General features: G+C 63.7%; 21 protein-coding genes and 1 tRNA gene. 17 read left to right on the top strand and 5 right to left on the bottom strand.

Annotated elements, in window-relative coordinates:
• Positions 1 to 46 precede the first annotated feature (46 nt).
• Together RQH14_RS22455 and RQH14_RS22450 are read right to left on the bottom strand one after the other, a co-directional pair.
• Positions 47 to 1,483 (bottom strand): MFS transporter, encoded by a 1,437-nt coding sequence (locus RQH14_RS22455; RefSeq protein ID WP_311215326.1) that lies wholly within the window; start codon positions 1,481 to 1,483, stop codon positions 47 to 49.
• Positions 1,484 to 1,641: 158 nt separating this feature from the next.
• On the bottom strand, positions 1,642 to 3,807 hold the full coding sequence (locus RQH14_RS22450) for a RecQ family ATP-dependent DNA helicase (RefSeq protein WP_311215325.1): 2,166 nt from the start codon (positions 3,805 to 3,807) through the stop codon (positions 1,642 to 1,644).
• A 125-nt stretch (positions 3,808 to 3,932) separates the two neighbouring features.
• Between RQH14_RS22450 and RQH14_RS22445 the strand changes: the two genes are divergently transcribed.
• The 4 genes from RQH14_RS22445 to RQH14_RS22430 all read left to right on the top strand — a co-directional run bounded on the left by RQH14_RS22445 (position 3,933) and on the right by RQH14_RS22430 (position 7,631).
• Positions 3,933 to 5,351 carry a phosphomannomutase/phosphoglucomutase gene (locus RQH14_RS22445; protein ID WP_311215324.1) on the top strand — a complete coding sequence of 473 codons (1,419 nt, stop codon included), beginning with the start codon at positions 3,933 to 3,935 and terminating at the stop codon, positions 5,349 to 5,351.
• A gap of 8 nt (positions 5,352 to 5,359) precedes the next feature.
• Positions 5,360 to 5,815, top strand: coding sequence for a hypothetical protein (locus tag RQH14_RS22440; protein WP_311215323.1), 456 nt, complete (start codon positions 5,360 to 5,362; stop codon positions 5,813 to 5,815).
• Positions 5,816 to 5,855: 40 nt separating this feature from the next.
• Positions 5,856 to 6,326 (top strand): Rrf2 family transcriptional regulator, encoded by a 471-nt coding sequence (locus RQH14_RS22435; RefSeq protein ID WP_311215322.1) that lies wholly within the window; start codon positions 5,856 to 5,858, stop codon positions 6,324 to 6,326.
• Positions 6,327 to 6,473: 147 nt separating this feature from the next.
• Positions 6,474 to 7,631 carry a globin domain-containing protein gene (locus RQH14_RS22430; RefSeq protein ID WP_311215321.1) on the top strand — a complete coding sequence of 386 codons (1,158 nt, stop codon included), beginning with the start codon at positions 6,474 to 6,476 and terminating at the stop codon, positions 7,629 to 7,631.
• Positions 7,632 to 7,743: 112 nt separating this feature from the next.
• Here the strand turns inward: RQH14_RS22430 and RQH14_RS22425 are convergent, their stop codons facing one another.
• Positions 7,744 to 9,570: a phosphoenolpyruvate carboxykinase (GTP) gene (locus tag RQH14_RS22425; RefSeq protein ID WP_311215320.1), complete on the bottom strand. Its 1,827-nt coding sequence runs from the start codon at positions 9,568 to 9,570 to the stop codon at positions 7,744 to 7,746.
• A 284-nt stretch (positions 9,571 to 9,854) separates the two neighbouring features.
• Between RQH14_RS22425 and RQH14_RS22420 the strand changes: the two genes are divergently transcribed.
• Positions 9,855 to 9,928: transfer RNA gene (locus RQH14_RS22420), tRNA-Arg, on the top strand.
• A 155-nt stretch (positions 9,929 to 10,083) separates the two neighbouring features.
• Here the strand turns inward: RQH14_RS22420 and RQH14_RS22415 are convergent.
• The gene (locus RQH14_RS22415; protein WP_311215319.1) at positions 10,084 to 10,812 is read right to left on the bottom strand and encodes a FadR/GntR family transcriptional regulator; all 729 of its coding nucleotides are present in this window, start codon (positions 10,810 to 10,812) and stop codon (positions 10,084 to 10,086) included.
• A gap of 339 nt (positions 10,813 to 11,151) precedes the next feature.
• On the opposite strand from RQH14_RS22415, the gene RQH14_RS22410 reads away from it, so the two are divergent.
• The 7 genes from RQH14_RS22410 (at position 11,152) to RQH14_RS22380 (ending at position 19,428) form a co-directional block, all read left to right on the top strand.
• Complete coding sequence (locus RQH14_RS22410) at positions 11,152 to 12,774, top strand: ABC transporter substrate-binding protein (protein WP_396136347.1); 1,623 nt, start codon at positions 11,152 to 11,154, stop codon at positions 12,772 to 12,774.
• A 102-nt stretch (positions 12,775 to 12,876) separates the two neighbouring features.
• The gene (locus RQH14_RS22405; RefSeq protein WP_311215317.1) at positions 12,877 to 13,833 is read left to right on the top strand and encodes an ABC transporter permease; all 957 of its coding nucleotides are present in this window, start codon (positions 12,877 to 12,879) and stop codon (positions 13,831 to 13,833) included.
• Between the two features lie 3 nt (positions 13,834 to 13,836).
• A complete protein-coding gene (locus tag RQH14_RS22400; RefSeq protein ID WP_311215316.1) occupies positions 13,837 to 15,957 on the top strand; it encodes a dipeptide/oligopeptide/nickel ABC transporter permease/ATP-binding protein in 2,121 nt (706 codons plus the stop codon).
• Entirely contained in the window at positions 15,954 to 16,760 is an 807-nt protein-coding gene (locus tag RQH14_RS22395) for an ATP-binding cassette domain-containing protein (RefSeq protein ID WP_311215315.1), read from the top strand. Before RQH14_RS22400 ends, RQH14_RS22395 begins: the two co-directional genes overlap by 4 nt.
• A gap of 37 nt (positions 16,761 to 16,797) precedes the next feature.
• Positions 16,798 to 17,715: a dihydrodipicolinate synthase family protein gene (locus tag RQH14_RS22390; protein ID WP_311215314.1), complete on the top strand. Its 918-nt coding sequence runs from the start codon at positions 16,798 to 16,800 to the stop codon at positions 17,713 to 17,715.
• Between the two features lie 6 nt (positions 17,716 to 17,721).
• Positions 17,722 to 18,720 carry an ROK family protein gene (locus tag RQH14_RS22385; RefSeq protein WP_311215313.1) on the top strand — a complete coding sequence of 333 codons (999 nt, stop codon included), beginning with the start codon at positions 17,722 to 17,724 and terminating at the stop codon, positions 18,718 to 18,720.
• Between the two features lie 21 nt (positions 18,721 to 18,741).
• Entirely contained in the window at positions 18,742 to 19,428 is a 687-nt protein-coding gene (locus tag RQH14_RS22380) for an N-acetylmannosamine-6-phosphate 2-epimerase (protein ID WP_311215312.1), read from the top strand.
• A gap of 79 nt (positions 19,429 to 19,507) precedes the next feature.
• Here the strand turns inward: RQH14_RS22380 and RQH14_RS22375 are convergent, their stop codons facing one another.
• On the bottom strand, positions 19,508 to 20,338 hold the full coding sequence (locus RQH14_RS22375; protein WP_311215311.1) for a sulfurtransferase: 831 nt from the start codon (positions 20,336 to 20,338) through the stop codon (positions 19,508 to 19,510).
• Positions 20,339 to 20,569: 231 nt separating this feature from the next.
• Here RQH14_RS22375 and RQH14_RS22370 point away from each other — a divergent pair, with 231 nt between their 5' ends.
• The 5 genes from RQH14_RS22370 (at position 20,570) to RQH14_RS22350 (ending at position 26,483) form a co-directional block, all read left to right on the top strand.
• A complete protein-coding gene (locus RQH14_RS22370) occupies positions 20,570 to 22,027 on the top strand; it encodes an NAD(P)/FAD-dependent oxidoreductase (protein WP_311215310.1) in 1,458 nt (485 codons plus the stop codon).
• A gap of 70 nt (positions 22,028 to 22,097) precedes the next feature.
• Positions 22,098 to 22,949, top strand: a complete 852-nt coding sequence (locus RQH14_RS22365) for an ABC transporter ATP-binding protein (protein WP_311215309.1) — start codon at positions 22,098 to 22,100, stop codon at positions 22,947 to 22,949.
• Positions 22,946 to 24,982 (top strand): YhgE/Pip domain-containing protein, encoded by a 2,037-nt coding sequence (locus RQH14_RS22360; protein WP_311215308.1) that lies wholly within the window; start codon positions 22,946 to 22,948, stop codon positions 24,980 to 24,982. The genes RQH14_RS22365 and RQH14_RS22360 overlap by 4 nt, the downstream gene beginning before the upstream one ends.
• Positions 24,979 to 25,626 (top strand): TetR/AcrR family transcriptional regulator, encoded by a 648-nt coding sequence (locus tag RQH14_RS22355; protein WP_311215307.1) that lies wholly within the window; start codon positions 24,979 to 24,981, stop codon positions 25,624 to 25,626. Before RQH14_RS22360 ends, RQH14_RS22355 begins: the two co-directional genes overlap by 4 nt.
• 218 nt (positions 25,627 to 25,844) lie before the next feature.
• Positions 25,845 to 26,483, top strand: coding sequence for a hypothetical protein (locus tag RQH14_RS22350; protein ID WP_311215306.1), 639 nt, complete (start codon positions 25,845 to 25,847; stop codon positions 26,481 to 26,483).
• Positions 26,484 to 26,736: the final 253 nt, after the last annotated feature.

The raw sequence follows: 26,736 nt of genomic DNA, 5'->3' as shown, positions 1-26,736 counted from the left end.
CGCGCGATCACTGGGAAGCAAGCCCCTCCCATACACACGTTTTGTCCTATAACCCCCGTTTGGCGCCGCCGCTGACTTCAGCACCCGCATGACGGTGGAGGGTGAGGCTGTCTACAGTGCTGATCAGCATCAGAACAGCCATGGCGACGAAGGCTCCCTTGTAGGCCGCCACCTGATCAGGACCGAACACCTCGGTGGCCTCAAACAGGCGCAGGAACAAAGCACCCACGGCGATCCCGGCCGCTGCCGCCAACTGAACCAGCGTTGCCGAGATGGCGTTGGCCGAGGGCAATTGCCCCGGAACGATGTCCGCGTACTGTACCGAGGCGTAGGCGGAGAAACCGATGGAACGGAACGCGCCGCTGAACAACAGCAAGGCGAAAATGAGCGGCTCGGGTGTTTGGGCGTCAAGAAAGGCGCACATCGCAAACGTCACGGCCGACGCGAACGAGGCAAAAACGAGCACCGGCTTGAACCCGAAACGCCTGATCAACGGCGTAGTGGCTGGTTTGATTCCAATGTTGCCCACGAACACCGCTGCCACCATGACACCGGCCTTCAGTGGATCCCAGCCAAAACCATCCTGGAACATCAGTGGCAGCAGGAAAGGGACCGAACTGATGGTCAGCCGGTAAATGAAACCCCCGGTGGATGTTGCCCTGAAGGTCCTGGTACCGAAGACGCTGAGGTTGAACAGGGGAACTTTCGCTTTGCTCATCCACCAGACCGCGCCTGCGAGGGACACTACCCCGGCAAAGACAACTCCTGCGGCCAGGACGTTTGATGCGTGCCCACCCAAGGTCTCCAACCCCACCACCAAAGCGCCTACGCCCAGCGTTGTCAGCAACAGTCCGAACCAGTCCAGCCGGCGCTTCCCGTCGAGCTGTGTCCGCGGCACCAGCCTGAGGGCAGCGATGAAGGCGGCCAGCCCAAGCGGAATGTTGATGATGAAGATCCAGTGCCATGACAGGAAGGTGGTGAGCGCCCCACCCACCATCGGCGCCAACACTGGAGCAAGGAGGCCCGGCCACACGAGGTAGGCGGTGGCCCGGAGGAGTTCGGACTTGGGAGTGCCCCGGAGCACCACCAGGGTACCCACGGGAACCATCATGGCTCCGCCCATGCCTTGCGCCACCCGGCTGAGCGTGAGCATGGTCAGGTCCGTGCTGATCGCGCAGAGCAGGGAGGCAAGAGTGAACACGGATATCGCGAGACAGAAAATTGTGCGGGCACCGAACCGCTCCGCCAGCCAACTGCTCAACGGAATGCCCATGGCGACCGTCACCAGGTACGCCGTCATGGTGATATTGATGTCCGCCGGCGCTACCCGGAAATCGGAGGCGATGCTGGGAATGGCCGTGGTGAGGATGGTCCCGTCCAGGAACTCCATGAAAAACGTTGCAGCCACCAGCAGCGCCAGGCGTGGCCGCCACGTCGTCTGGTCGGAGGCATCGACGTCGGTGTTGCTCTGGTTTGCGCTCATGGCTCCGGTCCGGGTTTTAGCGTATGCCTGCGACGGGCAGCAGGCTGTTTGCTTGATCCTATAGAGGCAGCGTGGGAGCGATCACAACATGACGTCGTTATGCCTTCGAGTGGGCCAGCGCATTGCCCGGTTTGGGCGGCACTACCCGTGTGGCGGCACTATCCGGCTTGGGCCAGCGCCAGCGGCAGTACCGCGCTCACGCCGGCTTGGCGCAACGCCCTGGCCGAGACCGTCATGGTCCAGCGGCTGTCAATGAGGTCATCGACCAGCAGCACGGGTTGGCCACCGAGACCTGCCAAAGCCTGGGCGAGATCGGGACCGACCACAAGCCTGTCCCAAACCCCTGCCAGCCGGTACGCACTGTTCCCTCCACGTGCGCCGGTGGGCCCGCCGTGCTGTGGTTGCAGTTGTCCGAGGTAGGGCATCCGCCCTACGCCCGCTATTCCTTGAGCCAAGGACTCAACCAACTGAGGCTTGCTCCGTGACGGAACACTGACCACGGCTGCAGGACGGCCGACTCCGCTCCACGGAGTCCCGCCCTCAGCACCTGACCATTCGCGCAGTACCTGGACACATGCCTGCAGCATGGCAGGGTCTACTGCCCGGTCCGGCGCCCCGGCGGCGAACAGTTCGCGGAGCGACCCACCCCAGCCAAGGTCGGTGAGCCTGGCAAGAATCCGCCCCTCGGACACGCTTTCATCAGGCTTGATCTTTCCCTTGACCGCCACTCCGAGGCGGTCCATTCCACTGGGCCATTGAAGGCGTGGTTCCACGGCTATTCCGGCCCGGCGCAGTGTCTGCCCTGCGGCGTCGGCGGCGGAGGCTGCCACGTCCACGGGGAACCATCGGCCGGCGCAGTTGTCGCAGCGCCCACACGCGGCAGCCGTTTCGTCGTCCAACACTGAGGTGATGTATTCCATGCGGCACCCGGCGGTGTCCTGGTAGATCACCATGGAATCCTGCTCATCCACCCGCGCTTCGGCGATCCGTGCGTAGCGTTCGGCGTCGTAGTTCCACGGGAGCCCGGTGGATCGCCAGCCCCCACCAACGCGTTCCACGGCTCCATCGACCGCAAGGACTTTGAGCAGGAGTTCCAGCGGTGTTCGGCGAAGGTCCACCCTGGCTTCCAGAGCCACCGTGGACAGCGCTGAACCGGCCTCGCCGAGGACAGCGAGGACAGCGTTCGCTTTCTCGGCCGACGGCATGGAGGCCGTGGCGAAGTACTGCCAGATTTCGCGGTCCTCGGAGCCGGGAAGCAGCAGGACATCTGCGTTGGCCGCTCCACGTCCTGCACGGCCAACTTGTTGGTAGTAGGCCACTGGCGACGACGGCGCGCCAAGGTGGATGACAAAGCCCAGGTCAGGCTTGTCGAAGCCCATCCCCAGCGCGGACGTGGCCACGAGGGCCTTCACTTGGTTTTCCTTTAGGAGTTGTTCCGCACGTTCTCTGTCGGCAGGGTCAGTGCGTCCTGTGTAGGAGAGGACGTTGTGCCCGGCCTCGGCCAGGAGTCTGGCAGTATCTTCAGCCGCCGAGACCGTGAGCGTGTAGATGATGCCGCTGCCAGGCATATCTGCCAGGTGGGTCAGCAACCACCCCAGCCGGTCCCGGGAATCCGGCAGTGTCAGGACGCCGAGCCGCAGCGATTCACGGCCCAGGGCACCACGGATGGTCAGTACTCCATCACCGAGTTGCTCCTCGATGTCGTGGACCACCCTGGAATTGGCAGTGGCTGTGGTGGCCAGGACCGGAACGGACGCTGGCAGCTGAGCGATAAGGTCCGCAATCCGGCGGTAATCCGGACGGAAGTCGTGTCCCCAGTCCGAAATACAGTGCGCCTCATCAATGACCAAAAGGCCGGTACGGCGGATGAGTTCCGGGAGCTGGTTCTCCCGGAAGGAGGGGTTGGTCAGCCGCTCGGGAGAGACCAGGAGGACATCCACCTCGTCAGCGGCCAGTTGGGCCAGGACGGTGTCCCATTCCAGAGCATTGGCGGAGTTGATGGCCACAGCCCGCACTCCTGCCCGTGCGGCTGCGGCAACCTGGTCCCGCATGAGCGCCAGCAGCGGCGAAACAATCAGAGTGGGGCCCGCACCCCGCCTGCGCAGCAGCAGCGAGGCAACGAAGTAGACAGCCGATTTTCCCCAACCTGTACGCTGGACCACCAAGGCCCGGCGGCCGGCATCAACCAACGCTTCGATGGCCTCGTACTGGCCGTCATGGAACTGGGCCTCCGGGTGCCCCACCAGCTCCCGCAGACATGCCAATGCCTGTTGCTGGGTGGGTGATTGCACGGAAACTGCAGCGTTCTGGGAGTTGTTGGCCATCACCCCAGTATTCCAGCCGACCCTGACAGCCATAACCTGAAGACCCTGCTATGTGGACAACGATTATCCACAAGCCACGTGCCCGCATTCCTGCCCGTTTGCGTTGCCACAGTAGGATTGAGCGCGTGACTAGCGAGCAGAACAAGACATTCGACCTCTCGGCATCCTTTAAGGCGTATGACGTCCGAGGGATCGTTGGTGAGTCCATCACGGCTGAAATCGTCGAGGCCGTGGGTGCTGCCTTCATCGACGTCCTGGGCCTTGAAGGCGAGACCGTCCTGGTTGGAGGAGACATGCGTCCCTCCTCGCCGGAGTTCAGCCAGGCCTTCGCCAACGGTGCAGCAACGCGCGGAGCGAACGTCCTTCTGCTGGACCTGATCTCCACAGATGAGCTCTACTACGCTTGCGGTGCGTTGAACGCCGCCGGTGCCACGTTCACGGCCAGCCACAACCCGGCCGAATACAACGGCATCAAAATGGCCAAAGCCGGCGCCCAACCCATCTCCTCGGAGTCCGGCCTGAAGGAAATCCAGGCCCTGGCCGAGCAGTACCTGAATTCCGGCACCATCCCGGCCGCGGGTACGCGCGGCGAGATCGGCGTGCGTGATGTGTTGAAGGACTACTCGGAATACCTGCGCCAACTGGTGGACCTTTCGGGCTCCCGTCCGCTGAAGATCGTTGTCGACGCCGGCAATGGCATGGCAGGGCTGACCACCCCGGCAGTGCTTGGCGACAAGCTGCTCCCGGCGCTGCCGTTCGAGATTGTCCCGCTCTACTTTGAACTGGACGGCTCCTTCCCCAACCACCCGGCCAACCCTCTGGAACCGGAAAACCTGCGCGACCTGCAGGCCGCCGTCGTCAAGCACGGCGCGGACATCGGCTTGGCGTTCGACGGCGACGCTGACCGCTGCTTCGTGATCGACGAGAAGGGCGAGTCTGTCTCGCCGTCCGCGATCACGGGAATGGTCGCCCGCCGCGAAATCGCCCGTGCCCAGGCTGCAGGGGAACAAACCCCTGTGATCATCCACAACCTCCTCACCTCAAAAGCCGTCCCGGAGCTCGTCGCCAAAGATGGCGGCCGTGCGGTACGGACCCGCGTGGGACACTCCTTCATCAAAGCCGTCATGGCCGAAGAAGGTGCCGTGTTCGGCGGGGAGCACTCCGCTCACTTCTATTTCCGGGACTTCTGGAACGCCGATACCGGCATGCTCGCCGCCATGCACGTCCTTGCTGCCCTGGGCGAGCAGGACGGTCCGTTGTCCGAGCTCGGCCGCCAGTACGAGCCCTACGTCTCCTCCGGCGAGATCAACTCCGAGATCGAGGACAAAGCAGGCGCCGTTGAACGCGTCCGCGTCGACTTTGAAACCGAAGACATCGACATCGACCACATGGACGGAAGCACCTTCACGGCCAAGGACGGCAGCTGGTGGTTCAACCTGCGCCCATCCAACACCGAACCCTTCCTCCGCCTGAACGCCGAAGCCAAGGACCAGCCCACCATGGAAAAGATCCGCGACCGCGTCCTCGCACTGGTCCGGGCATAGGTTCAGGCATGAACGATCAGCCCGCTACCGCAGACGTCCCGGAGGAAACCGACCAGGACCGCGAACTCCGTGAAACCCTGGGCACCGCTTTGGGAACTGCCCAGGAGCACATCCAGCAGAACGGCGGCTTCTTCCCCTTCGGCATCACCCTGTCCAACGACGGCGAGTTGCGGATAGTGATGATTGCTCCCGGTGAGCCGGATGAAAACGGCGACGTCGATGCTGGCCAAATGCTGACCGACGTCCATGACCTGCTGTGCCAGGGCCGGGACGATTACCGGGCCGTAGCAGTGGTGAGCGACGTCAGCCTGCCGGACCACGGGTCCGACGGTATCCACGGCGCAGCCGAACATCGGAACGGCCAAGTCCTGGCAGCGATCATTCCGTACACACCCACGGCCGAGGGCTTTGCCTTCAGCACGATGGAACCCGATACACACGAACCATCCGTCTGGGTCGACTAGACCCTGCCCGTGAGCTGGACCCTACCCGGGAGCTGATGCCATGAAAATCAACGCGTTCGCAGATGTCAGCCTCCGCGCCATCATGGTGTTGGCCGCGGCCCCCGAAGGCATGCTCCTGACCACCCAAGCGGTGGCGGACGCCGTGGGAACACCGTACAACCACGTCAGCAAGGCGATGGTCCGCCTGCGTGCCCTGGGTTATATCGATGTCGAACGGGGACGGCTGGGCGGTTCCCGACTCAATGAATCAGGGCGGCGAGCCACGGTCGGGGAAGTCCTGAGGCATCTGGACAGCCGACAGGATCCAGCGGAGTGCCAATCCCCCACCAAGAATTGCCCGCTCATCAATGAGTGCGGCCTGCGCCACGCGATGAATCGGGCCAGGGAAGCGTTCTATACCGAACTGGATACCGTGGTTATCGCGTCCCTCCCCCACGCCCGCCAGATGAATCCGGTGTTCCAGTCCATCGGGCTGCGGCCGGAGTTCAGGGTACCGGCCACCCAGCCGTAAACGGCCACCGGGAATCGCGCTTCCGGCACCTTACTCCCAGTTTGCACAAGTCTTCTACGAGGTGTAGAAGTTGAGATATAAATATACGCATTCCAAATGCTTATATATTTCGGTCGGTCTCGGCTGGCCCCTACACCCAGGAGAACCATGCTCTCGGAAAAGTCCCGCCCCATCATCGAAGCAACCCTCCCCTTGGTGGGCTCACGTATCGGCGCCATCACTGCCGACTTCTACCAGCGGCTTTTCGCAGCCCATCCAGAGTTGCTCGATGGCCTCTTCAGCCGTTCCAACCAGCGTTCAGGTGATCAACAGCGGGCACTCGCCGGGAGCATCGCGGCCTTCGCAACCCATCTGGTCAACAACCCGGGAACCCTTCCAGAGAAGGTCCTTTCCCGGATCGCCCACAAGCACGCCTCCCTCGGAATCACCGAGGACCAATACGACGTGGTGTACAAGCACTTGTTCGCAGCCATCGCCTCAGACCTGGCCGAGGTCATCACGCCGGACATCGCGGAGGCATGGACTGAGGTCTACTGGCTCATGGCCGATGCCTTGATCAAGCTTGAAAAGGATCTCTACGCTTCCCAAGCCAACAGCAAAATGTGGATGCCCTGGCGCGTCACCACCAAGGAGCAGGCAGGCGCGGACGCCGTAACGTTCACCTTGGAACCTGCGGACGACACCCCGGTCACGCCAGCGATGCCGGGTCAGTACATCAGCGTCAAGGTCCTCCTCAGCGACGGACTGCGCCAGGTGCGCCAGTATTCCTTGTCCGGCGACACGGGCACCAGCCGGACCTTCACCACCAAACTCAATGACGGCGGCGAGGTGTCCACCGCCCTGCATTCCGGCGTCGAACCCGGCGACATTCTGGAGATCTCGAACCCTTACGGCGAAATCACCCTCAAGCAGGGAGCCGGCCCGGTCATTCTCGCCTCGGCAGGAATTGGCTGCACACCCACGGCGTCCATTCTGCGTTCACTCGCCGAGACTGGCACGGACCGGCAGGTCCTGGTCCTCCACGCGGAGAAGACCATGGACAACTGGGCACTCAGCGGGCAAATGACGGCAGACGCTGCCACAATCGACGCCGATCTGAAACTCTGGCTCGAAACACCGCATGCCGCAGCCAGCCAGGGTTTCATGTCCCTGCGGGAAGTGGACGTCCCCGCGGACGCCTCGTTGTACCTCTGCGGCCCGCTTCCCTTCATGAAGAAGATCCGCGACGAAGCCATTGACGCAGGAATTCCCGCCACCCGGATCCACTACGAAGTCTTCGGCCCGGACGTGTGGCTTGCCAGCTAGGCTTCAGGGCATCACGCCACCAGTGACTGGAACGACGGCGGCCCGTCACCATTCAAACGAAAGGTGACGGGCCGTCGTCGTTCACTTAAGAACGCCGTTGTTCCTAAGAGGTCTAGCCCAGACGGGTCTTGAGACCGTCCAGCTCGGACTGGAGCGCCGCCGGGAGCGACTCGCCAAAGTTCGCGAACCATTCCTCGATGGATGCCAGCTCAGTTGCCCACTCCTCCGGGTCGACGCGAACAGCCGACTCAACCTGGGCCGGGGTCATGTCCAGGCCCTCAAGGTCGATGGATTCGCCGGTCGGTACGAAGCCGATCGGAGTTTCCACAGCGTCGGCCTTGCCTTCGAGACGCTCGATGGCCCACTTGAGCACACGGGCGTTGTCTCCGAAGCCCGGCCAGGCGAAGCCGCCTTCAGCCGTGCGACGGAACCAGTTGACCAGGAAGATCTTGGGCAGACGCTCCGGGTTTGCCTTCGCGGACAGGTTCACCCAGTGGTTCAGGTAGTCCCCTGCGTCGTAGCCGATGAACGGAAGCATGGCCATGGGGTCGCGGCGAACGACGCCAACGGCACCAGCGGCAGCAGCAGTGGTCTCGGAGGACAGCGTGGAACCCATGAAGATGCCGTTGGACCAGTCGCGGGCCTCGGTGACCAGCGGGATGGTGGTCTTGCGGCGGCCACCGAACAGGATCGCGGACAGTTCCACGCCTTCAGGGCTGAAGTATTCCTCGGCCAGCATGTCGATCTGGTCGATCGGCGTGCAGAAGCGCGAGTTCGGGTGCGCAGCGGGTGCATCGGAGTCCGGTGTCCAGGACTCGCCGCGCCAGTCGGTCAGGTGCGCCGGAGTTTCCTCCGTCATTCCTTCCCACCAGACGCCACCGTCGTCGGTCAGTGCCACGTTGGTGAAGATGCTGTTGCCCTTGGCGATGGCGCGCATGGCGTTCGGGTTGGTGCCCCAGCCGGTGCCCGGTGCAACGCCGAACAGGCCTGCTTCAGGGTTGACCGCGCGGAGTTCGCCTTCCTTGCCGAAGCGCATCCAGGTGATGTCGTCGCCAAGGGTCTCAACCTTCCAGCCCTTGATGGTGGGGTCGAGCAACGCAAGGTTGGTCTTGCCGCAAGCGGACGGGAAAGCAGCCGAGACGTAGTAGGTCTTCTGCTCCGGCGAGGTCAGCTTAAGGATGAGCATGTGCTCGGCCAGCCAGCCTTCGTCGCGTGCCATCACCGAAGCGATGCGCAGCGCGTAGCACTTCTTGCCCAGAAGGGCGTTGCCGCCGTAGCCGGAGCCGAAGGACCAGATGGAGCGCTCTTCGGGGAAGTGCACAATCCACTTGTCCGTGTTGCAAGGCCATGCAACGTCAGCCTGGCCGGCTTCCAGAGGTGCGCCCAGCGAGTGGAGGGCGGGGACGAAGAAAGCGTCGGTCTGCGTGATGCGGTCCAGGACGTCCGTCCCGATGCGGGCCATGATGCGCATGGAGGCAACAACGTAGGCGGAGTCGGTGATCTCGACGCCAAACTTGGGGTCCTCGGCATCCAGGTGGCCCATGACGAACGGAATGACGTACATGGTGCGGCCGCGCATGGAGCCGGCGAACAGTCCGCGCAGCTTCTGCTTCATTTCGGCCGGGGCCATCCAATTGTTGGTGAAGCCTGCGTCGCGCTCGTTCTCCGAGCAGATGAAGGTCTGCTCTTCTACACGGGCAACGTCAGCCGGGTCGGAGAACGCTGCGAATGAATTCGGGAACGTTTCCGGGTTCAGCCGCTTCAGCGTGCCGGCCTCGACCAGTTCGTCGGTGAGCTTCTTGTTTTCTGCTTCGCTGCCATCAACCCAGTGGATGCGGTCCGGCTGAGTCAGCTCGGCAACTTCCTCAACCCAGGCCAGCAGGCGTGCATGCGTAGTAGGTGCCTTCTCAAGCAGCGGCAGTCGCGCCAGATCGCCCATTGCGGTTCCCTTCCTCGGGTTCAGTGGTGTGTCCTAAACGATAGGGGCCGCGGACCAGACCAATCCGCTGTCAGACATCGGACATCCACACAGCCCAAAAGTAAAAACCGCTAGAAATAAGGGGTTGGGGTAGTGAAAAGCGAGATTTAAGTGACTAAGGTCACGTAGACCGGTCTAGTTGCGCAGATTACAGCTTTTCGATTTGGAACTTCACATGAACTTCTGTAAAGTTTATTGAGGTTCGAGGGGGTCAGAGAAACAGACCGCCGAGAATCACACGAAATGCGCCCATAGCTCAGCTGGATAGAGCGTCTGTCTACGGAACAGAAGGTCAGGGGTTCGAATCCCTTTGGGCGCACAAATCAAGACCCGCACCGGTTCGCCGGTGCGGGTCTTTTGTTGTCCCCAGGTACCCAACCACGGCGGCAAGTGACCCGCGCGCAGAACGGAAAGGGCCGCCGTCGTACTTTTCAAAGAAGTACGACGGCGGCCCTTGAGTTGAGTGCGGGGCGTTTACTCCCCGACGGCCTCACTGATGCGGCGGCGGATGCCATCGAAGTGTCGGTTGAGCAGTTCGGACGCCAGGACCTTGTCCCCCGCGGCGACAGCCGCATAGATTCCTCGGTGCATCGCAGCAGTCTTCGCCAGGTCTTCGTTCCCTGGTCCGATCTCCACGTGGATCTTCCGGTACACCTTCCAGAACACGCCCATGAGGTTGATCAGGAGCTCGTTGTTCAGAGGTTCGAAGAGGCGGCGGTGGAATTCGGCGTCGGCAGCCACGAAGTTTTCGCCGGCAGCGGCCAGCTCTTCCATCTGCTTCACGGCCTCCTCGATGGACGCGAGCTGTTCCTTGGTCATGACATCGATGGACGAGCCGATCAGGCCGGACTCCAGCGCCTGGCGCACATCCACCAGCTGCAGGGCTTCCAATCCCTGATGCCGCAGCGAGAGCCGGCCCCTGAATGTCAGGCCGTCCGCCAGTGCGTCAAAGTTGCTCGGCGCCACGAACATGCCGAAGCCGTGGCGAATTTCGATGACGCCCAGGGCTTGCAGCACCTTGAGCGACTCGCGGAGCGTGTTGCGACCCACGCCCAGAGCGCCGGAAAGCTCGCTCTCGGTCGGCAACGGATCGCCTGCCTCGAGCTCGCGCTCAAGAATCAATTCCATAATGTCCGACTGCAAGGCACGCAGCCGGGCCTGTGCACTGAACCGCGCCTGCGGAACCACACCGGAAGTTGTCATGGCTTTCTCCTTGCCGATGCACCTGCCCCACAGACCGGCAGAGGCCGGGTCCGAGAGCAGGTGCGGTGTTAATATTGAGGCGAGCTTAGTGCCCACCCAAGAATGAGTGACTCGCAACATACAATATCGGATGTCCCACCTCCGTCATAGCTATGTACCGGGAAATCGTTGAGATTTCCCCTCAGGACCGGCCGCAGCCGGCAAGCCGCCAGGCGCGCGGCAGCAGCCCAAGCGCACATTCCCACTTGACGTTCCGTTGTGACCGCCCTTACAGTTTCCATACGAGCATCGGACGTCCTACATCCGATAACCCATGAAACGCGAATGGTGAGGCACCCTATGAGCAAGACGATCCACAGCCTGCCGCTGGTCAACGATGCCAGCCGCCGGAACTTCCTGAAGCTAAGCGGCGCAGTTGGTGCAGCGGCCGCCTTCACGGCAACCCTCTCTGCGTGCGGCGGCGCTGCCAGCACCACCACCGGTACCACCACCAACACTGCCGCGGTCAACAAAGACCTCACCATTGAGGCCGGCATCTCCTACGCGCTGTCCACCGGCTTCGATCCCCTCAGCTCCTCCGGAGCCACGCCGATGGCAGCCAACCTGCACATCTTCGAAGGCCTCATTGAGCTACACCCAGCCACGCGTCAGCCCTACAACGCCTTGGCAGCCACGGATCCCAAGAAGATCAACGACACCACCTACCAAGTGACCATCCGCGACGGTGCCACGTTCCACGACGGTTCCCCCGTTACCACCGAGGACGTCGCCTTCTCGTTCACCCGCGTGATGGACCCTGCCAACAAGTCCCTGTTCTCCCAGTTCATCCCCTTCATCCAGGACGTCAAGCCCTTGGACGCGAAGACGGTGGAGTTCACCCTTAAGTACGCCTTCCCGGGCTTCGGCCCCCGCATCTCCGTGGTGAAGATCGTTCCGAAGGCACTCGCCACAGATCTGAAGGCCTTCGACGCTTCCCCGGTGGGCTCGGGTCCGTACAAGCTCATCTCGGCAGTCAAGGACGACAAGATCGTCTTCGAAGCGTTCGCCGCTTACAACGGTCCCAAGCCGGCACTGGCCAAGGGCATGACCTGGCTGCTGCTCTCCGACGCGGCAGCCCGCGTCACCGCAGTCCAGTCCGGCCGCGTTCAGGCGATCGAAGACGTTCCCTACCTGGACGTCGACGGCCTGAAGTCCAAGGTCAAGGTTGAATCCGTCCAGTCCTTCGGCCTGCTGTTCCTCATGTTCAACTGCGCCAAGGCCCCGTTCGACAACAAACTGGTTCGTCAGGCGCTCCACTACGGCATGGACAAAGAATCCATCATCAAGAAGGCCCTGTTCGGCAACGCCAAGGCCGCCACGTCGTACTTCCAGGAAGGTCACCCGGACTACGTCAAGGCCAAGAACGTGTACGGCTTCGATACGTCCAAGGCAGAAGATCTGCTGAAGCAGGCCGGCGTCACCAACCTCGAATTCGAACTCCTCACCACGGACACTGCCTGGGTCAAGGACGTTGCACCGCTGATCCTCGAATCCTGGAACAAGATCCCGGGTGTCAAGGTCACCGTCAAGAGCCTTCAGTCCGGCGCGTTGTACAGCGACCGTGTTGGCAAGGGCGACTTCTCCGTGGTTGCTGCCCCTGGCGATCCCTCGGTCTTCGGCAACGATGCTGACCTCCTCCTGAGCTGGTTCTACTCGGGCGCGACCTGGATGGACAAGCGCGCCTTCTGGTCCACCCCGGAACGCGCCAAACTGCAGGAACTCATGAACAAGGGCTCCCAGGCATCCGGTGAAGAGGCCAAGAAGATCGTGGGCGAAATCGTGGACATGGTGTCCGATGAAGTGCCGCTCTACCCGATCTTCCACCGCCAACTCCCCAGCGCCTGGGATGAGAAGAAGCTCAACGGCTTCCAGCCCCTGCCCACCACCGGCTTGTCGTTCATCGACGTCGGACGAACCGCCTAAGCACCCTCCCTGTTGTGAGGCCCGTTCTGCGGCCTATATCCCCCAAATAGCCCGCAGAGCAGGCCCCACAACCAGCAACACCCCAACCAACCGGAGAACAAATTGGTCACGATATTGCGTTTGCTTGGTCGCAGACTTGCAGCATTGCCATTGATGATCCTGGGCATTACGTTGCTCGTCTTCCTCGTCCTGCAGGCCGCTCCCGGCGACCAGGCCAGCTCGGCCCTCGGCGATGGCGCCAGTGAAGAAGCGAAGCAGCAGTACCGCCAGGACAATGGCCTGAACGATCCCCTGGTCCTGCAGTACTTCCGCTTCCTCGGAAAGCTCCTGCAGTTCGACCTCGGGGTTACCACTCCGCCGGCAAAATCGGTGGCATCCATGATCGGCTCGGCGTTCCCGCTGACCCTGCAGCTCACCTTCCTGGGTGTTCTTATCGCGATCGTGCTCTCGCTCGCGTTCGGCATCCTCGGTGCCCTCCATCGCGACAAGTGGCAGGACCAACTGGTCCGCGTCTTCTCCATCGCCGCGATCGCCACGCCGTCGTTCTGGCTGGGCATCCTGCTCATCCAGTGGTTCGCGCTCGGCGCCAACCCGATGTTCCCCTCGGGTGGTATTGCGACGCCGGAGTCCGGCTTCGGCGGTTGGCTCAACTCCATGGCCCTCCCGGCCTTGGCGCTCGGCATTCCTGTGTCGGCATCGCTGATCCGCGTGGTCCGCACCTCCATGGTGGAGGAACTGGACCGCGACTACGTCCGCACTGCCATCGGCAACGGCGTCCCCTACCGCGAGGTTGTCTCCAAGAACGTCCTCCGCAACGCGCTCGTCACCCCGGTGACCGTGCTGGGACTCCGCGTCGGCTACTTGCTGGGCGGCGCCGTCGTGATTGAAATGATTTTCGCCCTGCCCGGCATGGGCCAACTGATCCTCAACGGCATCACCAACCTGGACGTCAACCTGGTCCAGGGCGTGGTGCTCACCATCTCGGTCACCTTTGTCCTGGTGAACATCGTGGTGGACCTTCTCTACCTGCTCATCAACCCACGAATCAGGACGGTATAGCTCATGCGCAGCAAGCTCGCAGAACGGCTAAGTGCCCCGGGCATTCGTTTCAAGGCCCTGCCGTGGGGCTCCCGCATCGCCCTGCTCTTCCTCATCGTGATTGTCCTGGCGGCCATCTTCGCGCCGGTCATCGCACCGCACGATCCGCTGGAGACGTTCATACCGGCCACCCCGCCGGGCGCCGAACACTTCTTCGGAACTGACCGCCTGGGCCGCGATATCTTCTCCCGGCTCCTGTTCGGAGCCCAGTCTTCGCTGTTGATCGGCCTCGGCGCGGTTGCGTTGGCCATCCTCGCCGGAGCGCTCCTTGGTTCCTTCGCCGCGACGTCCAGCAAATCCGTCAACGAGATCATCATGCGGCTCATGGACATCCTCATGGCGTTCCCCGGCATCGCCCTCGCAGCTGTGCTGCTGGCCGCGTTCGGCAATTCGGTTCCCACCATCATCATTGCGATCGCCATCATCTACACCCCACAGCTTGCCCGCGTGGTCCGAGCCAACGTGCTGGCACAGTACGGCGAAGACTACGTCCGTGCTGAACGCGTGATCGGTGCCGGCCGTTTCTACATCCTGGTCAAGCACATCGTCCGCAACACCGCAGCTCCAGTGCTGGTGTTCGCAACGGTCATGGTGGCGGACGCCATCATCCTCGAAGCCTCGCTGTCCTTCCTCGGCGCGGGCGTCCAGGACCCCGCACCTTCCTGGGGCAACGTCATTTCCTACGGCCGCAACCTGGTCCTGTCCGGCGGTTGGTGGGCCACCACCTTCGCCGGTGTCACCATCCTGCTGACCGTGCTGTCCCTGAACATCCTGGCCGAGGGCCTCACCGACGCCATGGTGAACCCGAAGCTCCGGCGCGCGCCGGTAGTAAAGGACGACGACGGTGCTTCAGCCGCCGTTGCTGTCGACGCTGAGGTTGCCACCTCGGTGGCCCAGCCGTCCGTAATTGAGCAACACGAGCTCGACGGCGTCCGTGCGGCTTCCGGCGACACCGTCACTTCCGATATGGGCACCTCAGCCGTCCTCACCGACGTGAAGCTGGCCGCAGCAAACCCGCACCTCTTGTTGGACCGCGAGTTGGAACTGCTGGCGGCCATCGAAGCGAAGCGTACAGACCGTCTCCCGCAGGTCCCCCCGGGAGCCCGCAATATCCTCGAAGTGAAGAACCTGTCCATCCGTTTCCCAAGCCGCTTCGGCGACATCGCGATCGTGGACACCGTCTCGTTCACGGTCCGCGAAGGCGAAACCATGGGCCTCGTGGGTGAATCCGGTTGTGGCAAGTCGATCACCTCGCTTGCTGTGATGGGGCTGCTGCCCAAGACTGCCCAGGTCACCGGCTCCATCACCTTCGATGGCAAGGAACTCCTGGACTCCGCCACCAAGCACAGCAACCCCAAGGCTTACGAGGGCCTTCGCGGTGAGCAGATCGCCATGGTCTACCAGGACGCGTTGAGCTCGCTCAACCCCTCCATGAAGATCAAGGACCAGCTGGAACAGCTCACCAAGCGCGGCGGCCGCAAGACTCCCACCGAGCTGCTGGAGATGGTGAAACTGGATCCCGTCCGGACCCTCGCCAGCTACCCGCACGAGCTCTCCGGCGGCCAGCGCCAGCGCGTGCTGATTGCCATGGCCCTCTCCCGCTCGCCGAAGATCGTTGTGGCTGATGAGCCCACCACCGCCCTGGATGTCACTGTCCAGAAGCAGGTTGTGGACCTCCTCAACGAACTCCGCGAGCAGCTCGGATTCGCCATGGTGTTTGTCAGCCACGACCTCGCGTTGGTGGCCTCCCTCGCCCACCGCATCACCGTGATGTACGCCGGCCAGGTGGTGGAATCGGCCCAGGCCTCCGAGCTCCTGCAGAATCCCAAGCACGAGTACACTCGCGGCCTGTTGGGTGCCGTCCTCTCCATCGAGGCCGATGCTGTTCGCCTGCACCAGATCCCCGGCACGGTCCCGTCGCCGCGGGACTTCGCCAAGGGAGACCGCTTTGCGGCCCGCTCACTGAGGCCCGACGCCGATCCCCACCAGCCACTGGTCCTCACCGCGGTTGCTTCGGTTGACTCCGTCAACGGCGGCGATGCCGACCACTACTGGGCGAGCCATTTGAAGGAGGACGCGAAATGAGCCTGTCAACCGGAAAGCCGGTCATCGAACTCAAGGACGTCAAGGTCTACCACCATGCACGGACCGGTGGCCTGTTCCGTCCGAACATCGTCAAGGCTGTGGACGGCGTGGACTTCACCATCAGCCGCGGCGAAACCGTGGGCATCGTCGGTGAGTCCGGCTGTGGCAAGTCCACGCTCGCGTCAGTACTTGTGGGACTCCAGCCGCCGACGTCGGGCCAGGTTTTGTTCCACGGGAAGCCCGCAATCAAACGGAACGCGGCCATGCGCAAGCAGTTTGGCAGGTCCGTCTCCGTGGTCTTCCAGGACCCGGCAACGGCCTTGAACCCGCGCATGACCATTCAGGACATCCTCACCGATCCGCTGCAGATCCACGGCATCGGCAACGCTGCCTCCCGCGCTGCCACGGTCAAGGAACTGTTGGCGCTGGTGGGCTTGCCGGCATCGGCAGCCGAGGTGACGCCGTCGCAGGTTTCCGGCGGCCAGCGCCAGCGCGTGGCGATCGCACGCGCCCTGGCTTTGGACCCGGACATCATCGTGGCGGATGAGCCGACGTCGGCCCTTGACGTTTCGGTCCGCGCCCAGGTCCTGAACCTGCTGTCCGACCTCAAGAAGCAGCTGAACCTTGGCATGGTCTTCATCTCGCACGACATCCAGACCGTCCGCTATGTCTCGGACCGCATCTGCGTCATGTACTTCGGCAAGATCGTGGAGCAAGGCACAGCCAGTCAGGTCTTCGACAACCCGAGCAACGACTACACCAAGAAGCTCCTGGGCGCCGCGCCGAGCCTGCTTCACATCTAGTTTTTCCCTTCACAAGCTACAAACAACGGAGAATTCTGTGTCCACTCAGTTCCAGGGCGTCATCCCCCCGGTCATTACCCCCCGCCACGCCGACGGCAGCATCGACACCGCGTCGCTGAAGAACGTCACCAAGCACCTGATCGACGGCGGGGTGTCCGGGCTTTTCGTCCTCGGCTCCTCCGGCGAAGTCCCTTACATGACCAACGACGAGCGTGAGCTGGTGGTCTCCACCATCGCCGACGCCAACGCCGGTGCGGTTCCGCTGATCGTGGGCGCCAACGAGCAAACCACCCACCGCGTCATCGAGGAAGCCCGCAAGGTGGTTGACCTCGGCGCCGACGCGATCGTGGTCACCTCCATGTACTACGCAATCGGCAACGCCGCGGAGACCGAAACGCACTTCCGCAGCATCCACGCGGCCATCGAAAAGCCGATCTTCGCCTACGACGTTCCGGTCCGCACGCACTTCAAACTGCCCACGGACCTGCTGGTCCGGCTCGGCCGCGATGGCGTCATTGCCGGCGTCAAGGACTCTTCCGGCGACGACGTCTCCTTCCGCCAACTGCTCCTGGCCGCCAAGGACATCCCCAACTTCGACATCTTCACGGGTCACGAAGTGGTGGTGGACGGCGCTCTCCTCGGTGGCGCCCAGGGTGTTGTTCCGGGCCTCGGCAACGTTGATCCAGCAGGCTACCGCCGCCTGTTCGACGCCGCCCAGGCCGGTGACTGGGCTCTCGCGGCAAGGGAGCAGGACCGCCTGGCCGACGTCTTCGAGATCGTCTACGCCCCCAACGGCCGTGTCTCCGGAGGCGCTGCTGGCCTGGGCGCTTTCAAGACCGCGCTTCAGGTGATGGGCGTCATCGAGTCCAACACCATGAGCTCACCGATGCTGTCTTTGAATGACTCCGAGACGGCTCTGATTCGTTCAATTCTGGAGCGGAACGGGCTGGTCTAGGCTTCCATGAACCACGTGATCGGCGTTGACCTCGGTGGCACCAAAACCGCCGCCGGGGTTGTTGCCCCTTCTGGCGAAGTGTTGATGTCGGAGACCATTCCGACCTTGAACCGGGCCGGTGGCGAAGCAATCCTCGACGCCACCGCTGCGCTGATCGCGGGCTTGATGGCGAGCGCTGCCGACGCCGGGATTTCGGTTTCCGGCGTCGGCATCGGCTCCGCTGGGGTGATCGACGCTTCTTCCGGGGCTGTGGTGTCTGCCACGGACGCGATTCATGGTTGGGCCGGGACTGAGCTCGTTTTGGGGCTTTCATCCCGTCTTTCGCTTCCCGCCTCGGCTGTGCGAGCCGTCAACGATGTCCACGCCCATGCCCTCGGTGAGGCCTGGCTTGGCGCGGCCGCAGGTTCCTCAAGTTTGCTGATGGTGGCGTTCGGAACCGGCGTGGGCGGGAGCTTTGTGCTGAACGGCGCTCCTGTTTTGGGCCACCGCTGTGTGGGTGGCCACGTGGGGCATTTCGCTTCTCCCTATGCCTCGTTTGAAGGGTCACAGCTGCCCTGCGTTTGCGGTGGTTCCGGGCATGTTGAGTCTGTGGCTTCCGGGCCGGCTCTTTATGAAGCGTTTTTGCGGTTTGGAGGTTCTGCCGTGGACGCTGCCGACACCCGGGGCGTCTTTGCGCTGGCCGCTTCTGAAGCACGCGACGGCGGTGCTGCGTTCGACGGCGGTGCTGCCGCAGGCTCTGCGGACAGCAGCGCCGCAGCTATGCGTGCCATCGAGATTGGCGCAGCCGCTGCTGGACAGGCCGTGGGCGGGCTTATCAACATCCTTGATCCTGAAACCGTGGTGATCTCCGGCGGCCTTGCCGATGCCGGTGAACTGTGGTGGAAGCCCATGGAAACGGCGCTCCGGAAGGAACTCCTGGCTCCCTTGTTTGCCGTCCCCGTCCTCCCGGCAACGCTCGGCAACACAGCGGCCATTGTTGGCGCCGCGAAACTCGTCCTTAAGTAGTCCGTAAGTAAAGGGAACCTCATGATCCTCACACCCGAAGGCCTCGAAGCCCTCCGCTCCCAATTGGTCGTTTCCTGTCAGGCGTACCCCGGAGAGCCCATGCGCGATCCCCGGACCACCGCCCAGGTGGCGGCCTCGGCTGTCATCGGAGGTGCTGCGGCGATCCGCGTCCAAGGGTTGGCCGACGTGCAGTTCACGCGCGCCGCCGTCGAGGTTCCAGTCATTGGCCTTTGGAAGGACGGGCATGACGGCGTCTTCATTACACCTACGCTTCGTCATGCCTTGGCTGTGGCGAATGCCGGTGCGCACGTTGTGGCGATTGACGGAACGCGTCGGGAGCGTCCGGATGGGCTGACCTTGGCAGCGACCGTGGCCGGCATTCACGCAGAATCCCACGCGCTGGTCATGGCGGATTGTGGGTCTTTCGATGACGCTGTTGCCGCCGCCGAAGCGGGTGCTGACCTGATCGGCACCACGTTGTCCGGTTACACCGGCGAGCGCCCGAAGACTGACGGCCCGGACTTGGAGCTTTTGGAGCACATCGCTTCCGCCGAGTTGGGCAGGGCCCTCATTGCAGAGGGCCGCATCCATACCCCTGCCCAAGCACGGCAAGCCCTCGACGCCGGAGCGTTCGCCGTGGTGGTGGGTACGGCCATCACACACCCGGCCAGCATCACGGGCTGGTTCAAGGGCGCACTACAGGCATAGGCCAACAATGCCCGCGTAGGCCAGCGTTGCGAGGCCCGCTCTGCGCCCCAAAATCCACGCCAGGCACGCAAAGCAGGCCTCACACCACTGGGGATGTCCTCGCCACGGGCCTGTCGTTCGCTCGCGAGTACTGGGACCATCCGCCGACGAACAGTTTGCCCTGGCCCATACCCACATGCTCCATGGCCAGCAGGTTGTGGCAGGCCGTCACTCCGGAACCACAGTAGGAAACGGTGTTCCCCGCGGACAGAACGCCGGCGCGTTCGAAGTTCGCGCGGACCTGCAGATCCGGGATCAAGTGTCCCGTGGAGGCGAGGTTTTCGCGGCACGGAACATTCACGGCCCCGGGTACGTGTCCAGGACGAGGGTCCACGGGATCCTGGAGTCCATCGAAGCGGTCGCGGTTCCGCGCGTCGATGACGGTGTACTTGCCGTCAGATACTGCGGAAATATCGGAGAGCAGGTGCTCGGGCCAAGCTTGAGCCGAGAAGACCCCCGTCCGTGGTGCCGGTGTCTGAGCGGTGAGCTCGCCCGGATAAGCGGCCATGCCTCCGTTGAGGATCGCGGCACTATGCCCCGTGGACCGGAGCATCCACACGAGCCTGGCCGCAATAACTCCCCCGGCGTCGTCGTAGGCAACCACCGTGTCCGCATCGCTGATGCCGGCTTCCCGCATCCCTTGGGCAAAGATCTCAGGATCGGGCAACGGGTTCCTCCCGGCTTCCAGGGACGCAGGGCCGGACAACCACTGGTCCAAGTCGATGAACACAGCATCCGGAAGATGGCCGCTCCCATAGGCTTCCTTCCCGGAAGATCCGTCGAGGTACCAACGGGTGTCGGCAAGAACGATTCTTCCTGCGTTCTCCGCGCACCAGTTCCAGTCGACGAAAGGCTTCAACTCTTCTCCCATGCGGAGCAGCCTAGCCAGCCATCCCGCAATATGAGATACGCATCTCACCATATGGACGAACAGCGCCACGTTGCGGGGCCCGCCCTGCGCCCCAAAACCCACACCAACCCCGCAAAGCAGGCCCCACAACGAAAGGGCCCAACTTGCGGGGCCCGATCTGCGCCCCAAAACCCACACCAAGCCCGCAAAGCAGGCCCCACAACGCACAGGCGCCGGTTGTAGGCTTCTCCCATGACTGCCGAGACCTCGCGGGAATTCGATGTAATCGTGATCGGCGCGGGCGCCGTTGGGGAAAACGTGGCGGACCGGGTGGTTCGCGGCGGCCTCACGGCGGTGATTATCGAGAGCGAATTGGTGGGCGGCGAGTGCTCATACTGGGCTTGCATCCCCTCCAAGGCACTGCTCCGGCCAGGAAATGTCCTCCACGCTGCACAAGTAGTCCCCGGCGCGTCCGAGGCTGTCACCGGTGTGGTCGACGCCCAAGCTGCGCTGAAGAACAGGGATTGGTTCACCAACAACTGGCAGGACGGCAGCCAGGTGGAGTGGCTGGACAGTGCGGGCATCGAGCTCATCCGTGGACGCGGCCGCATCACTGGCCCGCGCGAGGTCCAGGTGGATGGCCTCGACGGCAACAGTTACGCACTGAAGGCACACCATGCCGTGGTGGTCGCAACGGGCTCGACCCCTACAATCCCGGAAATCGAGGGCTTGAAGGACGTCCCCTTCTGGACCACCCGCGGAGCCACGGCAGCGAAGGAAATCCCCAGGCGCTTCACCGTGCTCGGCGGCGGTGTAGCGGGCGTGGAGATGGCGCAGGCATTCGCCCGACTCGGCTCGGACGTGACTTTGATTGCCCGTGGCCGGTTGCTCAGCAGTTACCCGGAAGAGGCCGCCACCCTGGTCTTGGCCGGGCTCCGCGCCGACGGCGTCACCGTCCACGTTCACACCGACGTCCAGAACGTCGGGAAGAACGACGACGGCACGGTGACGGTGGCATTCGACGGCAAAACTGTCACCGCTGACAAACTACTGGTTGCCTCGGGCCGGCACCCCGCCCTGGCCAATCTGGGCCTGGAGAATGTTGGCGTCGAGGCGCAGAACGGCAAGCCGCTCCGCCTCACGACCGATCCCAGCGGCCTGGTTGAAGGCCCGGCCAGCGACGGCACCAGCGGGCTCTGGCTGTATGCCGCGGGGGACGCCGCCGGCAAGGTCCTCCTGACCCACCAGGGCAAGTACGAGGCCCGCGCCACCGGCGACGCCATCGTCGCCAGGGCCAACGGCAAGCTCCAGGGCACACCGAAACCGTGGAGCCCGTGGGCCCATACTGCCAACGATCACGCCGTCCCGAGCGTGGTGTTCACCGATCCCGAGGTTGCCTCAGTAGGGCCAAGCCTTGAGCAGGCTTTATTGCAGGGAAAGAACGTCACCGGCGTGGAACTTCCCATCAACGTTTCCGGTTCCCAACTGCACTCCCCCGACTACAAGGGCTGGGCCCAGATTGTGGTGGATGAGGATCGGCAGGTGATTGTCGGCGCCACCTTCGTGGGCCCCGGTGTTGCAGAGCTGCTTCACTCGGCCACCATCGCGATCGTGGGCGAAGTGAAGCTGGACCGCCTGTGGCACGCCGTTCCTTCATATCCGACCATCAGCGAAGTATGGCTGCGACTCCTGGAGAAGTACGGACTCTAAACTCTATTTGAACTGACCAGTCAGTTTAGTTAGACTTTCAGCAGACACCATTTCTGCGAAAGGCTTCATTGTGCTGTCCGTACAGCAACTCCAGATCAACGGCCGCCGGGACGATCTCCTGCCGGCGACGTCACTACAGGTCCGCCGCGGCGAACTTCTGCTCGTTGCCGGAGAGGGCCAGGACCAGCGGACCGCTTTGGCGTTGGCCCTGAGCGGCCGCATGAAGCCCAGCAATGGCGTCCTCAGCTGGGACACCACCACAAAAACCAAAAAAGTCCGGCTCGCCAGCGCCCTGGTGGACTCCCCAGGGGTCAACGAACCCGAGCAGCACCTCAGCGTCCGTGACCTCGTCACCGAAGACCTCTCCCTGATCCCCCGCCGCTACCGTGGGGCGCTGCTGAGCAAGCCATGGTTGAAGGTCAACAGCTTCGAGGACATCGCGGGTCTCTGGATCGAACAAATTCCCGCCGCCCGCCGGCTCGAACTACTGACCGCACTTGCCCTGGCAGATCCAGCCACGGACCTCCTCGTGGTGGACTCCCCCGACCGTCACAGCGCCGATCCCGCAGCGTGGTTGCCCAGGCTTCAGGCTTTGGCGTCCGACGCCGGGCGGCCGCTTGCCGTCGTCGCCGTCGTCGGTGCCCTCCCGGACAACTGGACCGGGGCCGCAGCGGTGATCGGCAACTCCGTGACGCACCCGCCCGAACCGGAGGCGGATGCCGCCCACACCGAACCCAAGCCAGCCGCAGCCGGCGAGCCAGCCCAAACAAAGCCGGCTGCCGCCGTCGAGCCCAAAGCAAAACATGCGGCCGACCCTGCGACTGAAGAGCCGGAAGCGCTCAAAGCATCCGAGACTGCTCCAGCAGTGCCCCAGGCAGCCGCTGACCCCGAATCCGAAAACCTCCAAAGGACTGCAAAGTGACTGTTCTGCGGCTCGCCCGCTCCGAACTCAAGCGCATGACCGGCGGGCTCCTGCCCAAGCTGACCATCCTCGCCCTGACCATGGTTCCGCTCTTGTACGGCGCCGTGTACCTCTATGCGAACTGGGATCCGTACGGCAACCTGAACCAGATCGACGCCGCGTTGGTCGTGGAGGACACGGGGGCAACGTCGTCGGACGGGACCGAACTGCAGGCGGGCCGGAAAGTGGCCGACAGCTTGGTGGAGGGACACGTCTTCAACTGGAAGCCGGTCTCCAGCGCCGAGGACGCAGACGCCGGCGTTCGCACGGGCGAGTACGCCTTTGCGCTGCGCATCCCCAAGGACTTCTCCGCCAACCTGGTCTCGCCCGGCAGCTTCGACGCCGCCAACCAGGCCATGCTGCACGTCACCACCAACGACGCCAACAACTACCTGTTGAGCACCATCGTGGACAAGCTCACCACAGCGGTTCACTCCACGGTGGCCAAGGAGGTGGGCGAGGAAACGGCAAACCAGCTCCTCACAGGCTTCGGGACCATCCACGCGTCCATCGTCAAAGCCGCGGACGGAGCCTCGGAACTGGCCACGGGCGTGGGAAAGCTGAGCGATGGCGCCACAACACTCCACGGCGGCACCACCGAACTGGTGACCGGCGCCGACCAACTCGTGGCCGGGCAAAGCAAACTGCGGGACGGTGCGGTCCAGCTCAACACCGGCGCCAGCCAGCTGAGCTCAGGCCTCACCGAGCTGAAGAACAAGACGGCCACGCTGCCTGCGGACTCCAAAAAACTCGCCGACGGCGCCGCCCAGGTAGCCGCCGGAAACGCCGAGCTGAACGCGAAAGTCCAGGACGTCGTCGGGCAGCTTGAAGCGGCAGACAAGGGCCTCCGAAATCGGGTGGTCGAGTCGAACGCCCGGCTGGTTACCGCCGGCGTGCTGACCCAGGAGCAGGCCGCCAAGGTCTTGGCGGACTTCGACGCCGCCGCGGCCTCGAGCCCCGTCACGGACGCGAAGGCCAAGATTTCCGGCGACGCCGCCAAGATCCAGCAACTCTCGGACGGCTCGGCTGCCGTGAGCGCCGGAGCCGCCAAACTCGCCGGAGCCACGCCAACGCTCACCGACGCGATTTCTCAAGCCGCCGCAGGGGCCGGACAACTGAACACCGGCGCGGCAACGCTGGCCGCCGGACAGCAGACCGCTTTGGAAGGCGCGGCCAAGCTCGACGACGGCGCCCGCCAACTGGACGACGGCGCGGGCCAGCTTGCCAGCGGCGCAGTGACCGCAGCCGATGGTTCACACACTCTCGCCACCGAGCTCGCGAAGGGCGCGGGCGATATCCCCAACCCGAACGATGAGCAGAAGAGCAGTGTGTCCAAAGTGATTGCCGATCCTGTGGCGGTGGACAACGTCTCACAGGCCAAGGCGGGCTCTTACGGCGCCGGGCTGGCCCCGTTCTTCCTGACCCTGGCACTGTGGATCGGCGTGTTTATGCTGGTCCAGGCCATGCGGCCCATCACCCAGCGGGCACTGGCCTCGAACGCCCCCGCCTGGAAAATCGCCGTCGGAGGCTGGCTGCCGTTCTTCGTGGTCTCGGTGCTGCAGGCCACCATCCTCACGCTCGTAGTGAACCTTGGCCTGGGCTTGAACCCTGCCCACCCCATCGGCATGTGGCTGTTCATGCTGGCCGCGGTGATGGCCTTCAGCGCGATCATCCAGGGCATCGTGGCGCTGATGGGGACACCCGGGAAGTTCGTGGTGCTGATCCTGTTGGTCCTGCAACTGGTGTCCTCGGGCGGAACGTTCCCGTGGCAAACCACCCCCATGCCGCTGCATGTGGTGCACGAGGTCCTGCCCATGGGCTACGTGGTCACCGGCATGAGGCACTTGATCTACGGAGGTGAGCTCAGCATGATCTGGCCTACCGTCCTGGGCCTGCTTGGATACACTTTGCTGGGAATGGCGCTGTCCACGCTCGCCGTCCGCAAGCACAAGGTGTGGACCCTCAAGACGCTGAAGCCGGAGATCGCAGTATGAGCACCACCGAGCCCGTCCCTTCCGAGTCAGTCGCACCCGGACCTGCGGAGAAGAAGCTCCGCCCGGGCCGCACCAACGCCACCAAGCAGCGCCTGTTCGAGGCCTCCATGGAATTGATCGGCGAGCGCGGCGCCGCGGGGGTCACGGTGGACGAAATCGCGGCCGCGGCCGGCGTGTCCAAGGGGACTGTCTATTACAACTTCGGCAGCAAGTCGGACCTGATCGCCCAGTTGCTTCGGCATGGTGTGGACATCATGCTGGTCCGGCTCCAGGACGTTCGCGGCCAGGCCAGCGATCCCCTGGAATCCATGAACAACATGGTGGGCCAGGCCATGGAGTTCATGGACGACTACCCCTCCTTCGCGCGCCTGTGGGTCAGCGAGAACTGGCGCACCCCCGGCGAGTGGAGCGCCGTGTTCGCTGAACTTCGCGCTGAACTCCTGGCCGTGATTGGTTCGGCCGTGGAAAGCGTAGCGTCCGGGTACAAGGTCAAGGAGTCCATTGCCCGCGGTTCGCTGGAGGCGGCGATCTTCGGGGCCATCTTTGTGGTGGGCCTGGACCGCCAGACGTACAACCCGGAGCGGACCCGCGAGCAGAGCGTCGCCGCCGTGATGACGATCATGCATGGATACGTCATCAAGTAGGTTCGTCCTGCGCGTTGCGTGGCCCGCTCTGCGGGGTCTTTTTGGCTTTTGGGGCGCAGAGCGGGCCTCGCAAGCAACCGGACGGGCGTTGCGGGGCCGGCTCTGCGCCTTCCAACCGGCTCACAGCACGCAGAGCGGGCCTCACAACGGTATTCAACTGCAATGTACGACGGCGTGGCGCTGCCACTTGGTCGGCGATGATTAACCTCATGCGTCACATGGGGAACAGCGGGAAGCTTGCGGTGGTGTCCGCGTTCGTCTCGCTCGGGCTGTTGGTACTGGCCGCAGTGGTACTCGAGGAACTGGTGTTGTACTTGTTCCTGGGCGCTGTCCTGGTCTGCTATTTGGCCTCCTTGGTGCAGGTCTTCAGCCGCCGCCGCTACCTCGTGGTCCTCCTGGGCGCAGTGGGCACCAGCCTCTTCATTGGCTGCAGCATCGCGTTCTTGAGAATGTGGGGCATCGCCTTCAACCAGGATGCCAGCGCCCTGGGCAGTGCCGGCAGCACCCAGGACTCCGACATCTACTTCTACCTGGCTGCTGTGGCGGGGGTCGGGACACTGGCGGTGCTGTTCCTCGGGGCAGTGGTGCCCTCGTTCGGATCGCGTGCCGCTGTTCCGCCGAAACGACCTTCGACGACGGTAAAGCGCACCCCCTCACCGCGCAAACCTGCCCCACGTCCTGCTACAGGCACTAAGCGCCAGGCTGCGTCGGCACCTCGTGCAACCGGCGCGGCCAGGGCATCCGGTGCAACGAAGACCTCCGCGGTGAAGCGTCCCGCGCCCCGTACGCCAACGACGCCGGCCAAGCGACCGGCGTCGAGCGCTTCTACCCAACGCAAGCCTGCCCCCAAGCGCTAGCGTCCCACCCCCCTGCGTTGCGAGGCCCACTCTGCGGCCTTCCCCGGGATCCAAACACGCAAAGCAGGCCCCACAACGGCACCACCTGCGTTGCGAGGCCCACTCTGCGCCCCTGCGCGGAAGCCAGGCACGCAAAACAGGCCCCACAACGAAACCACCCCACTGCGTTGCGAGGCCCACTCTGCGCCCCTCCTCGGGATCCAAACACGCAAAACAGGCCCCACAACGAAACCACCCCACGCGTTGCGAGGCC

The organism is Arthrobacter sp. WCS2018Hpa-7 (genome assembly GCF_031843805.1).
Lineage (GTDB): Bacteria > Actinomycetota > Actinomycetes > Actinomycetales > Micrococcaceae > Arthrobacter.
Note: the sequence above shows the minus strand (reverse complement) of the source record. Positions and strands in the feature narration are given on the sequence as shown.

Coding starts and splice junctions, on each gene's coding strand:
- RQH14_RS22455 (WP_311215326.1), bottom strand. CDS start 1,483: ATGAGCGCAAACCAGAGCAACACCGACGTCGATGCCTCCGACCAGACG.
- RQH14_RS22450 (WP_311215325.1), bottom strand. CDS start 3,807: ATGGCCAACAACTCCCAGAACGCTGCAGTTTCCGTGCAATCACCCACC.
- RQH14_RS22440 (WP_311215323.1), top strand. CDS start 5,360: ATGAACGATCAGCCCGCTACCGCAGACGTCCCGGAGGAAACCGACCAG.
- RQH14_RS22435 (WP_311215322.1), top strand. CDS start 5,856: ATGAAAATCAACGCGTTCGCAGATGTCAGCCTCCGCGCCATCATGGTG.
- RQH14_RS22430 (WP_311215321.1), top strand. CDS start 6,474: ATGCTCTCGGAAAAGTCCCGCCCCATCATCGAAGCAACCCTCCCCTTG.
- RQH14_RS22425 (WP_311215320.1), bottom strand. CDS start 9,570: ATGGGCGATCTGGCGCGACTGCCGCTGCTTGAGAAGGCACCTACTACG.
- RQH14_RS22415 (WP_311215319.1), bottom strand. CDS start 10,812: ATGACAACTTCCGGTGTGGTTCCGCAGGCGCGGTTCAGTGCACAGGCC.
- RQH14_RS22410 (WP_396136347.1), top strand. CDS start 11,152: ATGAGCAAGACGATCCACAGCCTGCCGCTGGTCAACGATGCCAGCCGC.
- RQH14_RS22400 (WP_311215316.1), top strand. CDS start 13,837: ATGCGCAGCAAGCTCGCAGAACGGCTAAGTGCCCCGGGCATTCGTTTC.
- RQH14_RS22395 (WP_311215315.1), top strand. CDS start 15,954: ATGAGCCTGTCAACCGGAAAGCCGGTCATCGAACTCAAGGACGTCAAG.
- RQH14_RS22385 (WP_311215313.1), top strand. CDS start 17,722: ATGAACCACGTGATCGGCGTTGACCTCGGTGGCACCAAAACCGCCGCC.
- RQH14_RS22380 (WP_311215312.1), top strand. CDS start 18,742: ATGATCCTCACACCCGAAGGCCTCGAAGCCCTCCGCTCCCAATTGGTC.
- RQH14_RS22375 (WP_311215311.1), bottom strand. CDS start 20,338: ATGGGAGAAGAGTTGAAGCCTTTCGTCGACTGGAACTGGTGCGCGGAG.
- RQH14_RS22370 (WP_311215310.1), top strand. CDS start 20,570: ATGACTGCCGAGACCTCGCGGGAATTCGATGTAATCGTGATCGGCGCG.
- RQH14_RS22355 (WP_311215307.1), top strand. CDS start 24,979: ATGAGCACCACCGAGCCCGTCCCTTCCGAGTCAGTCGCACCCGGACCT.
- RQH14_RS22350 (WP_311215306.1), top strand. CDS start 25,845: ATGGGGAACAGCGGGAAGCTTGCGGTGGTGTCCGCGTTCGTCTCGCTC.